General features: G+C 48.8%; 11 protein-coding genes. 8 read left to right on the top strand and 3 right to left on the bottom strand.

Annotated features, from left to right (window positions below; all coding sequences use genetic code 11):
- The first annotated feature begins 174 nt into the window (after positions 1–174).
- The 6 genes from H525_RS0100460 (at position 175) to recG (ending at position 6,911) form a co-directional block, all read left to right on the top strand.
- Positions 175–537, top strand: coding sequence for an Asp23/Gls24 family envelope stress response protein (locus H525_RS0100460; protein ID WP_027414544.1), 363 nt, complete (start codon positions 175–177; stop codon positions 535–537).
- Complete coding sequence (locus H525_RS0100465) at positions 506–2,302, top strand: DAK2 domain-containing protein (protein ID WP_081413160.1); 1,797 nt, start codon at positions 506–508, stop codon at positions 2,300–2,302. The genes H525_RS0100460 and H525_RS0100465 overlap by 32 nt, the downstream gene beginning before the upstream one ends.
- A gap of 27 nt (positions 2,303–2,329) precedes the next feature.
- A complete protein-coding gene (locus tag H525_RS0100470; protein WP_027414546.1) occupies positions 2,330–3,178 on the top strand; it encodes a DegV family protein in 849 nt (282 codons plus the stop codon).
- A gap of 72 nt (positions 3,179–3,250) precedes the next feature.
- Complete coding sequence (sdaAB, locus tag H525_RS0100475) at positions 3,251–3,916, top strand: L-serine ammonia-lyase, iron-sulfur-dependent subunit beta (protein WP_027414547.1); 666 nt, start codon at positions 3,251–3,253, stop codon at positions 3,914–3,916.
- A 47-nt stretch (positions 3,917–3,963) separates the two neighbouring features.
- The gene (sdaAA, locus tag H525_RS0100480; protein ID WP_027414548.1) at positions 3,964–4,854 is read left to right on the top strand and encodes an L-serine ammonia-lyase, iron-sulfur-dependent, subunit alpha; all 891 of its coding nucleotides are present in this window, start codon (positions 3,964–3,966) and stop codon (positions 4,852–4,854) included.
- Entirely contained in the window at positions 4,854–6,911 is a 2,058-nt protein-coding gene (recG, locus tag H525_RS0100485; protein WP_027414549.1) for an ATP-dependent DNA helicase RecG, read from the top strand. The genes sdaAA and recG overlap by 1 nt, the downstream gene beginning before the upstream one ends.
- A 22-nt stretch (positions 6,912–6,933) precedes the next feature.
- On the opposite strand, the gene H525_RS0100490 is transcribed toward recG, so the two are convergent.
- Positions 6,934–7,488 (bottom strand): MgtC/SapB family protein, encoded by a 555-nt coding sequence (locus H525_RS0100490; protein WP_342664260.1) that lies wholly within the window; start codon positions 7,486–7,488, stop codon positions 6,934–6,936.
- An 85-nt stretch (positions 7,489–7,573) separates the two neighbouring features.
- The gene (locus H525_RS22345; RefSeq protein WP_051330701.1) at positions 7,574–9,292 is read right to left on the bottom strand and encodes a putative bifunctional diguanylate cyclase/phosphodiesterase; all 1,719 of its coding nucleotides are present in this window, start codon (positions 9,290–9,292) and stop codon (positions 7,574–7,576) included.
- 352 nt (positions 9,293–9,644) lie between these two features.
- Between H525_RS22345 and rsmD the strand changes: the two genes are divergently transcribed.
- Together rsmD and coaD are read left to right on the top strand one after the other, a co-directional pair.
- Positions 9,645–10,202: a 16S rRNA (guanine(966)-N(2))-methyltransferase RsmD gene (gene rsmD, locus H525_RS0100500; protein WP_027414551.1), complete on the top strand. Its 558-nt coding sequence runs from the start codon at positions 9,645–9,647 to the stop codon at positions 10,200–10,202.
- A 36-nt stretch (positions 10,203–10,238) separates the two neighbouring features.
- Complete coding sequence (gene coaD / locus H525_RS0100505) at positions 10,239–10,739, top strand: pantetheine-phosphate adenylyltransferase (protein ID WP_425387625.1); 501 nt, start codon at positions 10,239–10,241, stop codon at positions 10,737–10,739.
- A gap of 338 nt (positions 10,740–11,077) precedes the next feature.
- On the opposite strand, the gene ylbJ is transcribed toward coaD, so the two are convergent.
- On the bottom strand, positions 11,078–12,307 hold the full coding sequence (gene ylbJ, locus H525_RS0100510; RefSeq protein ID WP_027414553.1) for a sporulation integral membrane protein YlbJ: 1,230 nt from the start codon (positions 12,305–12,307) through the stop codon (positions 11,078–11,080).
- Positions 12,308–12,327: the final 20 nt, after the last annotated feature.

Genomic DNA, 12,327 nt, shown 5'->3' on the forward strand with positions numbered 1-12,327 from the left:
TAATCAATACACCTGTCAAGAAATTCCCTTTACTCATAAGTGCAACTAAGGCTACCATCTGCGCTTTTGGCTTGATGCTAGCCAAGTTTTCTTTAAAATAAAAGGGGTTTGTAGTAAAATGATGAGGAGTTTTCGTACATACGGCAAAACATTGATTTAAAGGGGGCTTTTCCTATGACCATTCAGTTAAGCACAGAGCTTGGAAAGATTGAAATCGAAAAAGAGGTGATTGCCACCCTTGCCGGCGCTGTGGCGATGGAGTGCTACGGTCTTGTCGGCATGTCGTCGCGTAGAGCGATGAAAGACGGGATTGCCGATATTTTGCGGCGTGAGAACTTGTCTCGCGGTGTAGAGGTGGACAATGAAGGCAAATTGGTGGAGATTAATTTATATATAATCGTGAGATACGGCACGAAGATATCGGAAGTGGCCCATATTGTGCAGGAACGTGTGAAGTATGCGATGAATAAAGATTTAGGCATTGATGTTGACAGGGTTAATATATATGTGCAGGGTGTTCGTGGCGAGAACTCCTAGGGGAGGAAATAGTGTGATCGAAAAGACGTTAAACGGACAGGTGCTGCGCCGGATGTTTGCCGCGGGTGCAAACTGTTTGGAACAGAATGCCGCGAGAGTGAATGCGCTTAATGTTTTCCCGGTTCCGGACGGGGACACCGGAACAAATATGAACTTAACGTTCCGTTCAGGCATAGATGAACTTAATAAAAGCACGGACGAAGCAGTGGAGGCGGTAGCAGCGGTTCTTTCACGGGGACTCTTACTGGGCGCCCGCGGCAACTCCGGCGTGATCCTCTCCCAGCTCTTTCGGGGGTTTGCCAAAGGGATGGCGGAACTACAGGTTGCAGATGCCAAACAGCTGGCCCATGCGTTCGTTCAGGGTGTCGATATGGCGTACAAAGCCGTTCTAAAACCTGTAGAAGGGACGATTCTAACCGTTGCCAGGGAAGCGGCAAACGCCGCCCGGAATGCTGCACGGTATGGCTCGGTGCCTGATGTGTTAGAGGCTCTTTTGGAAGGAGCGAGGAAAGCGCTTGCGAATACACCGAACCAGCTCCCGGTGCTTAAAGAAGTGGGAGTCGTCGATTCCGGCGGACAAGGACTGGTGTATATTTATGAAGGCTTTGTCAGGAGTGTGGACAAGGCAGAACCGCTGCAGGAACCCTTCATTACCGGTGATGCCGTACCGCAGAATAAAACGGCGTTGTCCATAAACAATGATGTAATGGAACACCATCATATAAACCCGGCTGCCATTCAATACGGATACTGTACGGAGTTTATGGTTCACCTGACGAACAGTAAGCGATTTTCGGAAGAGAGCTTTCGGGAACAGTTGAGCGGGTTTGGTGATTCACTACTTGTTGTATCGGATGCTGATCTTGTCAAGGTTCACATTCATGCGGAGGAACCCGGCCGTGTGCTCACCTACGCTCAAAAATACGGCATGCTTGACCGGATGAAAATTGAAAACATGCGGTTGCAGCATGAAGAAGTGTTAAAAAAACAGGAAGCACGCCAGCACTCTGTACAGCAAGCCAGCGTGCAGGACGATAAAATGCCGAACCTGAACCCTGAATTTATCGCTCCATTCCACCTGCCGGCTGAAAGTGATTCCCTCAACCGCAAGCCGTACGAAATCGTAACGGTGGCTGCGGGAAAAGGCATTGAACAAATTTTTAAAAGCCTTGGTGCGGATATCGTCATCGAAGGCGGACAAACAATGAATCCGAGTGCGGAACAATTCGTGAAGGCGATTGATTCCTGCCAGGCCGACAACGTTATCATTTTGCCGAACAATAAAAATATCATCATGGCTGCTGAGCAGGCGGCACAGCTGGTGAGCATACCGTGTGAAGTGATTCCGTCCCTAACCATTCCACAGGGGATGTCTGCGCTGCTCGCGTTTGATCCGTCTATTGAATTAGGAGCAAATAAAGAAAAAATGCGGCAATCCCTGGCCCTCGTTAAGACTGGCCACATAACGTATGCCGTGCGCGATACGACCATCAATGAACAGGAGATTCATTCCGGTGATTTTATGGGTATTGTAGACGGGGCAATCGTAACAGCCGCCAAAGACATTGTTGAAACAGCCCGAAACATGCTGGTTCAAATGGTGTCCGGTGAGGATGAATTGATTACGGTTATTTATGGCGAAGATGTAAACGAACCGGTGCTCGACCGCCTTGTAAAGCAAATTAAGACAGATTATCCGGAAATGGAAGTGGAAATTCACAATGGTAAACAACCGCTCTATTCTTTTATTATCGCTGTGGAGTAGTAATGAAACAGGTAAAGGGGTCAATGTATGCGATTGCGAATTGTAACGGACAGCACGGCTGATATACCAAAGGCATTAGCAGAGGAACTGGACATCTCCATTGTTCCGCTAAAAGTTCATTTTGACGAGCAAAGCTACCTCGACAATGTCGATTTATTGCCAGCGGATTTTTACGAAAAACTTACAAATGCGGAGAAACTGCCCACAACATCCCAGCCGTCTCCGGTCGATTTTACAGACTTGTATGAAAGACTCGCAGAGGAAGGCGAAGTCGAGATTATTTCGATTCACCTTTCCGGTTCTCTGAGTGGAACCTACCAGACGGCCACATTAGCTGCCGGAATGGTGGAAGACAAAGTAAAGGTTCATGTGGTAGACAGCAAAAGCGCGTCTTACGTGCTCGGGGCCATCGTGGTGGCGGTCGCCAGAGCCGCGCGGGACGGAAAAACGGGGGACGAATGCCTTGCTATCGGGCAGAAAATCATGGAGAACCAGCGGGTATTTTTCGTTGTGGATACTCTTACGTATTTGCAAAAAGGCGGTCGAATTGGTAAAGCGTCCGCTATCGTCGGTTCCCTCTTAAATGTGAAGCCTATCCTTACCCTGGACGGGAATGGGGTGGTGGCCCCGGTAGAAAAAGTGCGGGGGAAGAAAAAGGCGGTGGGCCATATTCTCGAACGGTGTAAAGAGCTTGCCGGGGACGAGCAGGTAGCGGCCGCTGTCCTGTATTCTACGGATGAGGAAGAAGCACGCACACTAATGGAGCAAGTAAAACGTGAACTGAACACGACGGAATTGATTCTTACACAGATCGGGCCGGTCATCGGCACTTATGGCGGTCCGGGTCTGTTAGCGATTACGTTTTATAAGGTATAATAAGAGCAGCTTAAGCTATTGCCTGCGCTTTTGGTTTAGGCGAGCCAAGTTTTTTCCTATGGGGAGGAAATTATGAAGTATCGTACTGTATTTGACATCATTGGGCCTGTGATGATCGGCCCTTCCAGTTCCCATACAGCCGGGGCCGCCAGAATCGGGCGTGTGGCCCGTACGCTTTTTGCCAGGCAGCCCGACGTTGTTGACATTACCTTTTACGGTTCCTTTGCGCAAACGCACAAGGGGCATGGAACAGATATCGCCATTGTTGGCGGCATTCTGGATTTTGATACCTTTGATCGTCGAATCGTGGACTCTCTTGCAATTGCAAAAGACCTTGGTGTGGATGTGAACTTTCATGTGAGCCAGGATGAGGCCGACCATCCGAATACAGCAAGAATTAAACTGCGGGATAAAGAGGGCTTCCAACTCGAGGTCGTCGGCATCTCGATTGGCGGCGGTAAAATTGAAATGACGGAAATCAACGGGTTTCCGTTAAAATTATCGGGAAATGCCCCAACCTTACTGGTCCTCCATGAAGATCGCTATGGAATGATTTCCGGTGTATCCAATGCCCTTGCGAAATATAAAATTAATATCGGGGCGATGGAAATGGCCCGCCGTGAAAAGGGAAGCGAGGCATTAATGGTCATTGAAACGGACCAGCCGATCCCTGAGCGGTTAGTAGAGGAAATTACATCCATGCCGTATGTTCTCTCCGTCTCTGTTCTTATGCCATAACCAAGCTTATTATCATCTAAGAAGGTCAGATAGAAGGGAGCATGTAAATGAATTTTAAAACAGTGGCGGAACTGGTTGAATTGTGTCTAAAGGAAAACAAGCCAATTTCAGAAATTATGATTCTGGCTGAAATGGACATATCAGGGCGCGGCCGTGAAGCCATAATGAGCCAAATGTACCGTAACCTGGATATTATGGAGGAAGCGGTGCAGCGGGGAATTACCGAAGACGTCAAGTCGCGCAGCGGCTTGAGCGGAGGAGACGCCAAAAAGCTGCAGGAATATATCCGCAAAGGCAAAACGATCGCCGGCCCGGATATTCTCGACTCGGTAAGTAAAGCGATCGCGACCAATGAAGTCAATGCGGCAATGGGAACGATTGTTGCCACCCCTACGGCCGGTGCATGCGGGATTGTGCCGGGAACTCTGTTTTCAACGGCATCAAAGCTTGGGGCAGGAAGGGAAGCGATGGTTCGTTACTTATTTACCGCCGGCGCGATTGGTTTTGTTATCGCAAACAATGCATGCATTTCCGGCGCGGCCGGGGGCTGCCAGGCTGAAGTGGGATCCGCGACTGCAATGGCAGCTGCTGCTATTGTCGAGCTGGCCGGGGGAACAGCCCAACAATCGGCGCACGCCACCGCCATCGCATTAAAAAACCTGCTTGGCCTCGTGTGTGACCCTGTCGCAGGCCTTGTAGAAGTACCCTGTGTCAAACGAAATGCGATGGGCGCGGCAGTGGCTACGGTAGCGGCTGATATGGCGCTGGCGGGCATTGAAAGCCGGGTTCCGTGTGATGAGGTGATTGACGCAATGTATCGTATCGGAAAAACGATGCCGCACACATTGCGGGAAACGGCGCTGGGAGGATTGGCGGCTACTCCAACGGGACGTGCACTGGAAGGGAAAATTTTCGGTGTGCCGCTGAATCAGAAATAGTGAATGCTTTACTGAGCCCCGTAACAAAGGTGAAGGGGATTGGAGCGGAGAGCAGCGCCGACCTTCAATCCTTACATATTGAAACGGTCCGGGACTTACTGGAGCATTTCCCTTACCGCTACGAAGATTACAGGGTACGCGATTTATCGCAGGCGGAAGAAGGAGAGAAAATTACCGTCATCGGCACGATATACGGTGAGCCGGTTGTTCGTTTTTACGGGAAGAAAAAATCAAGAATTTCAGTAAAAATTGTTGTGGACCGTGTGGTCGTAACAGCGAACTGGTTTAACCGTCCTTTTCTGAAAAACCAGCTGCAAACCGGACGGGAAATTATGGTGAGCGGCAAATTTGAACGGTCACGGCTCCAACTGTCTGTAAGCGAGCATCATTTTATGGATGCGGCAAAAACGAAAGAAAAAGAAGGAACCATTGCGCCGGTCTACTCCACGACGGCGTCTATTTCTGTCAAGCAGATGCGCCGTTGGATTCGCGCCGCGCTCGACCAGTTCGGCCATGACATTCGAGAGATTTTGCCACCGTATTTGCTGGAAAAGTATCGCTTAATGTCACGGGAAGAGGCGATACGCCATATTCATTTTCCGGCCAGCGTGGAGGACGGGAAGCAGGGGCGCAGGCGGCTTGCTTTTGAAGAACTGTTGTTATTCCAGCTAAAAATGCAGGCATATCATGCGGTCAACAGGCGCAGTACCGATGGAACGGCCATGCCGATCCCGATGGATAAGATACGTGAATTTGTTCACAGCCTGCCATTTCCACTTACCCGGGCACAGCGTCGTGTGGCAGGAGACATTCTCAAAGATATGCAGGCGGATTACAGTATGAACCGCCTGCTGCAGGGCGACGTGGGGTCCGGAAAGACCGTTGTCGCTGCGATTGCTTTATATGCAGCGGTGTGTGCCGGATACCAGGGGGCGCTGATGGTGCCGACTGAAATTCTGGCCGAGCAGCATTATGCCACACTAAAAGACCTGCTTACACCGTTTCACGTAGAAATCGCGCTGCTTTCCGGCAGCGCAACGGTGCGACAGCGCAGGGATGTTCTGGCACAGCTCCAGTCCGGCATGTTGAACATCATTGTCGGCACCCATGCGCTTATTCAGGAGGATGTATATTTCGCCAACCTTGGGCTCGTTATCACAGACGAACAGCATCGTTTTGGGGTGGAACAGCGGCGGATATTGAGAGAGAAGGGACTTCACCCGGATGTTTTATTTATGACGGCGACGCCGATTCCGCGGACTCTCGCTATTACCGCGTTTGGCGATATGGATGTTTCAACGATTGATGAGCTTCCCGCGGGACGCAAGCCGGTTGAAACGTATTGGGTGCGGCACGAGATGCTGGAGAGGATTTTCGCATTTATCCGCAAAGAGGTCGACAAAGGGCGTCAGGCGTATGTCATCTGTCCGCTTATCGAAGAATCGGAAAAGCTTGATGTGCAGAATGCCATTGATGTCCACGCCGCGCTTAACCGGTATTTTACCCGTGCCTATCAGATCGGTTTAATGCACGGCAGGCTCCATCCGCGTGAAAAAGAAGAAGTGATGGAGGGATTTAACAGGGGAGAAATACAGGTGCTTGTCTCCACGACGGTCGTTGAGGTCGGGGTAAACGTACCGAATGCGTCTGTCATGGTAATCTATGATGCCGATCGCTTCGGGCTGGCACAGCTCCACCAACTGCGCGGCCGCGTCGGACGGGGGGAGGAGCAATCGTACTGCATCCTTATTGCAGACCCGAAATCGGAAGTGGGCAGGGAGAGAATGCGGATTATGACGGAGACAAACGACGGGTTTGAAGTCGCGCAGCGTGATCTGGAGCTGCGCGGACCCGGTGATTTCTTTGGGACAAAACAGAGCGGCCTGCCCGAATTTAAGCTGGCGGATGTCGTGCAGGATTACCGGATGCTTGAGGTAGCCCGGCAGGAAGCGGCCGAACTGGTGGAAAATGAAGCCTTTTGGGAAGCCGAGGCTTATTCCGGCCTGCGGCATTATTTGAAAGAAGACGAATTTTTCGCCGGAAAAGTACGAGATTAAAAGCAGGGGACACGGCCAGGAACTAATGATCGGTGTCTTCATCCTCCGCACCGGACGTTTTTTGCTTTTTTTCGAATCGCTCGCCAAGCCGCAGAATCGTATACATGACAACCATAGAGAAAGCTGTCATACCGTAGAAGCCAGCTCCTACGGCAATACCGATTCCACCGGCGAAAAAAATCATAGCGGCGGAAGTCAGGCCATGAATCGATTGGCCCTGGTGAATAATCAGACCTGCCCCAAGAAAGCCGAGCCCGCTGACAATCTGTGCGGCGAGGCGCATCGGATCCATCGTCGTATGGCCCGGGATCGAATAGAGTTGAACCGCATAGATCGAGACAAGGGTCAACAGCGTGGAGGCCACACATACAAAGGAATACGTTTTAATTCCGGCAGGCTTTGATTTGCTGCTCCGTTCTAGCCCTATCGCAAACCCGAAGATTGCACTCAGCAAAAGGCGGATGTACATTTCCAGGTGTTCATATTTCGTTAAATACTGAGTTAAGTGATTGAAAATATCCATGGTGATTTCGTTTCCTTTTTTATCATAGTAAAAAGGGTATGCCGCATGAAGCACCGGCTCCCCGTTGATGTACCTTATTCTATTCTATGATAGAGAATAGGGTGATTATTATTTCGAGACAAACAAATTCCCCGGCAGGTTAGCGGGGAATTTGTTTGTCCAAAATTTTCTCCAATTCGCTGACTGGAAGGGGAGGAGTAAATAAATATCCTTGCGCCTCTTTACAATATTGTTGTTTCAAAAATAAAAGCTGTTCCTCTGTTTCGACTCCCTCTGCAATGACATGAAGCTTCAGATTATGGGCCATCGTAATAATCGTTGTCACAATGGCCGAATCTTTTGAGCCGCTGTGAATGTCGCGCACAAAAGATTTGTCAATTTTTAAACGGTTAATGGGAAAGTTTTTTAAATAGTTAAGCGAACTAAATCCCGTACCGAAATCGTCCATGCTGATTTGAACGCCGAGATCCCGGAGTTGATGCAGAGTTTCGATGGCCGGTTCCACCTTCATCATCATGCTTTCGGTAATCTCCAGTTCTAAGTATTTTGGGTCCAGTTCCGTGTCCCTAAGGATTCGGGCAACGGTTTCCACAAGATTATCCTGTTGAAATTGCTGGGACGAAAGATTGACGGCGATCCGCAAAGGCGGGTATCCGGCAAGCTGCCATGTTTTGTTTTGCCGGCAGGCGGTACGCAGCACCCATTCGCCGATCGGTTCAATTAATTTTGTTTCTTCCGCGAGTGGAATGAATTCCATCGGGGGAATAAACCCCTGCTCGGGATGTTGCCATCTGATTAGCGCTTCGGTTCCTACGATATGTCCGGTATGAATGTCAATTTGCGGCTGATAATAGAGGACAAACTCGTCGCGCTCCAGCGCTTTACGAAGATTTGTCTCCAGCATAAGTTTTTCATACGCGGTGTTATTCATATGAGGGGTATAGAACTGATAAGAAACGGCCTTTTGCTTCGCGTGAGAAAGGGCGGTATCGGCTTCCTTCAGAAGCATGTCCGCGTCTTTTCCTTCTGTGGAAAAAGAAATTCCTATGGAAGGGGAAACATAGACATCGTATCCTTCTAAGCAAAAAGGGCGGGTAAACTCGCAGATAATCTTGTCAACGCTGGTCTGGACCTTTTTTTGCTCGGTATCTGGGAGTATAATCGTAAATTTGTCTCCGTCTAAACGGGCGACGGTATCTTCCACGGCAACGCATGTAAGAAGCCTCTCTGCGACATTTCGCAGCAGGTGATCCCCGAATAGATGGCCCAGTGAATCATTGACTACATTGAATTTGTCTAAATCGATATACATTACCGCGAGAGGATTTCCCGTGTCGAGTGCCGTGGTCAGGCGTTCGTGAAACAGCCTGCGGTTAGGAAGCTTTGTAAGCGAGTCGTGGTAGGCCATAAAGTTTATTTTTTCTTCGAATGCTTTTCGCTTTGTGATATCATTTCGAATGGATATGTATTGATAGGGTTTTCCGTTCTGGTCCAAAAAAGGGACAATCGTCGTCTGAACCCAGTACATCTTACCGTCCTTGGTGCGGTTTTTTATCTCCCCGTGCCATATCTCCCCACTCACTATCGTTCTCCACATATCTTCAAAAAAATCCTTTGAGTGAAACCCCGATTTAATGATACGGTGAGTCCGTCCTACTAACTCTTCTTTACTAAACTTGGAAATTTCACAAAATTTTTTATTTACATATTGAATAATGCCTTCTGCATCGGTAATGGCGACAATGGAGGATTCGTCGAGCGCATGTTTAATATCCTCCAACTGTTTAAGCAGGGTTTCCTCTGCGCCGGTTTTGTGGCTAAGTACATAGTCTTCTATTTCTCTATTCTTTGCATTCATGTTGTCCGTCACCTCGTTAGAGGAATGAATCCCCTCTATATGAAAATGTAGCCATTATTAGTATAAGATAAAGAACGGTAAAACTCTACAAAATAAAAAAACCGCCCGATAAATTCATCGGACGGGCAAACCTTCCTAAGAAGGCTCGCATAATGGGAGAGGAGAAACCGGAGGAAGAACTTATGGGGAAACGTAAGTCTTCTCCGCGGTTGTCTACAGCACATCCCGTGCTGATACTCGTATTGTGGTCCAAAAAGGGAAAGAATATACCTAATCAATTCTTATTTACCTTAAATCACCGTTTGTGTTACGATGTGAAGGTGCAAAAGCCCGTGAAAGCGAGGATAATGTTATGCGAGTTGTATCCGGGTCTAAGAAGGGGCATCCATTGCAAGCGGTGCCAGGAAAAGGAACGCGCCCGACCGTGGACAAAGTAAAAGAATCTGTTTTTAACATGATCGGCCCCTATTTCGAAGGGGGAACGGCGCTTGATTTATACGCGGGTACCGGAGGGCTTGGCATCGAAGCATTGAGCCGTGGAATGGAGCGATGCGTCTTTGTGGATGCGAACCGTAAAGCCATCTCGGTTATTTACGACAATCTTACAGCGACCGGCTTTCGGGAGCAGGCAGAAGTCTACCGGAATGATGCCAACCGTGCGCTTCAGGCGCTGATTAAACGGGAACTGGTGTTTCATGTGGTATTTCTCGATCCGCCGTATGCCGAGCAAAAAATCGAAAGTCAGATTGCTATGATGGATAATCACAACCTTCTTGCGGATGGCGCTGTGATTGTGGCTGAACATGCTTCTGATGATGTTTTGGCGGATAAAATTGGTTCCGTACGCAAAATAAAAGAATCAAATTACGGCCTGACCACCATTACGATATATACGAAACACAGTACATAAAGGAACCGTAACACGTATAAAGGAGGCGTATTAATCATGAGCATTGCTGTGTGTCCGGGAAGCTTTGACCCCGTTACGTATGGCCACCTTGATATCATTAATCGAGGAGCTAAAGTTTTCGATAAAGTTATTGTTTCCGTGCTTACCAACCGGACGAAGTCACCGATATTCACCGTTGAAGAACGGCTTGAACTGCTGCGGGAAGTCACGAAGGATATTCCCAACGTGGAAGTAGACAGCTTCCAAGGTTTGCTTATCGACTACATGCATACGAAAGGCGCCAACGCCATTATTAAAGGCTTGCGCGCTGTTTCCGACTTTGAATATGAGATGCAGATGGCCTCGATTAACCGGCTGCTTGACAAAAAAATCGAAACTTTTTTTATGATGACCAACAATCAGTTCTCTTTTTTAAGCTCAAGCATTGTCAAAGAAGTCGCAAAATATGATGCTGACGTCAGCAGCCTCGTGCCGCCTGTAGTAGAACAAGCGCTCAAAGTAAAATTCAAAGGTGCCAGCCCAAAAGCTCAACTTTGAAACGGTAAGTCTGCCTTGCTTTGGCAATCAAAATTCAGCAAAAAAAGTCCGTACCACTTACCTTAGGAGTGATCACGGGCTTTTTTTGCTTAGTATTTACATTCCGTGAAACGTTGAAGATGCATCGAAATCCGTTTATTTTTGCTTTTTTTCCGCTGCTCAGTGCTTCTCTGGAGTTTGGGGACGCTTTTAGGCCCGACTGACTCCATAATTGAGCTACCCAGATGTTTCGGGACGGTTCCCAATCGGAAGAGAAGCACGGACACTAGATACTTCCCCGCAAGGGAAAACTCCGCAAAAATACATGGATTCGATGCATCTTGCACGTAACATTACATTCACCGGCTTTTTCTGGCATACACTTTACATATTCCGAGAAAAAGTGCCATGATAATAATAATCCCGATGCATAGAACGCTGGAAATCCCGGTGTAAGGTACGACGGTTCCTGATGAGAAGCTGGACAGCTCCAGGCTGTCCAGCCAGACCGTCATGGCGTTATCCTGCAAATGCCCGTATAGAGCGGAGCCGATCGGAAAAGTCAGGATAAAGGCGAGAACGGCATGGCAGCAGCGCGCGAATAAAAACGGGAGATAGCGAATATCAGTTTCAGCAAGAATACTCGCAACCTGAGCATGGACAGAAATCCCGCCCCATGCGAGAATAGCGCTTGCAACTGCCATGATAAACAGTGATAGATCCGAACTGAACAGAGTGCTTGCCTGTTTAGCTCCCAGCGTGACTTCGAAAAAACCATAAATGAAAGCCTTTGCGCTATGTAATGGATAGCCGAGCATATGAAGGAGATTTCCCAGTGGGACGGATATCAGGGTGATGAAGTTCAATTTCATAAGAACAGTGAGTACAACGGAAAAAAACAGCATGAATCCGCCGACGAGGAGCTGGGTCTGAATCGCTCCGTTAACAGCGTCCCCCATCAACATTCCAATTGGACGCCCGTCCCGCATACGCGCCCGGTGCATGGACTGCAGCGCCCGGTATAAAATAGGTTTATCGGAAGGGTTTAATGACGGGGTTTTTTCATCCCCTCGCCTGTAAAAACTCATGATAGCACCGATAAGCAGCGCGGAGAGATAGTGGACGACAAGGAGAATAATCCCTGTCTTTACGCTGTGAAAGAAGCCGACCGCAACGGCTCCGGTGATGAACACAGGGTCTGATGTCGTTGTAAACGATACAAGACGCTCCCCTTCAACACGGGAGATGAGCTTTTGTTCACGCAGGCGGGTGGTTAGTTTGGCGCTCACCGGATAGCCGGAAGCAAATCCCATGGTCAGGACAAAGGATCCGGTACCTGGCAGGTTAAAAACAGGACGCATAAGAGGTTCAAGCAGGACGCCCATAAAATGGGCCAGACCAAATCCGAGCAGGATCTCTGATGCGATAAAGAAGGGAAGCAAAGCCGGGAAAACAACATCCCACCATATCGTAAGCCCGCGAAGGGACGCTTTAAATGAGTCCTCAGGAAAAAGCAATAGGCTAAAGGCAAGTATAAACGAGCAGGCTCCTAGGAGCAGCGTTACAAGGTGGGGTCGGGCGATGCGCATGCTTGATTCCTCCAATCGTA

It is taken from the genome of Aneurinibacillus terranovensis DSM 18919 (genome assembly GCF_000430625.1).
In the GTDB taxonomy this organism is placed as follows: Bacteria; Bacillota; Bacilli; order Aneurinibacillales; family Aneurinibacillaceae; genus Aneurinibacillus_B; species Aneurinibacillus_B terranovensis.

What these genes read in the sequence shown, in the direction of transcription:
- H525_RS0100460 (WP_027414544.1), top strand. Translation starts at nt 175, where the DNA reads ATGACCATTCAGTTAAGCACAGAGCTTGGAAAGATTGAAATCGAAAAA.
- H525_RS0100465 (WP_081413160.1), top strand. Translation starts at nt 506, where the DNA reads ATGTGCAGGGTGTTCGTGGCGAGAACTCCTAGGGGAGGAAATAGTGTG.
- H525_RS0100470 (WP_027414546.1), top strand. Translation starts at nt 2,330, where the DNA reads ATGCGATTGCGAATTGTAACGGACAGCACGGCTGATATACCAAAGGCA.
- sdaAB (WP_027414547.1), top strand. Translation starts at nt 3,251, where the DNA reads ATGAAGTATCGTACTGTATTTGACATCATTGGGCCTGTGATGATCGGC.
- sdaAA (WP_027414548.1), top strand. Translation starts at nt 3,964, where the DNA reads ATGAATTTTAAAACAGTGGCGGAACTGGTTGAATTGTGTCTAAAGGAA.
- H525_RS22345 (WP_051330701.1), bottom strand. Translation starts at nt 9,292, where the DNA reads ATGAATGCAAAGAATAGAGAAATAGAAGACTATGTACTTAGCCACAAA.
- rsmD (WP_027414551.1), top strand. Translation starts at nt 9,645, where the DNA reads ATGCGAGTTGTATCCGGGTCTAAGAAGGGGCATCCATTGCAAGCGGTG.
- coaD (WP_425387625.1), top strand. Translation starts at nt 10,239, where the DNA reads ATGAGCATTGCTGTGTGTCCGGGAAGCTTTGACCCCGTTACGTATGGC.
- ylbJ (WP_027414553.1), bottom strand. Translation starts at nt 12,307, where the DNA reads ATGCGCATCGCCCGACCCCACCTTGTAACGCTGCTCCTAGGAGCCTGC.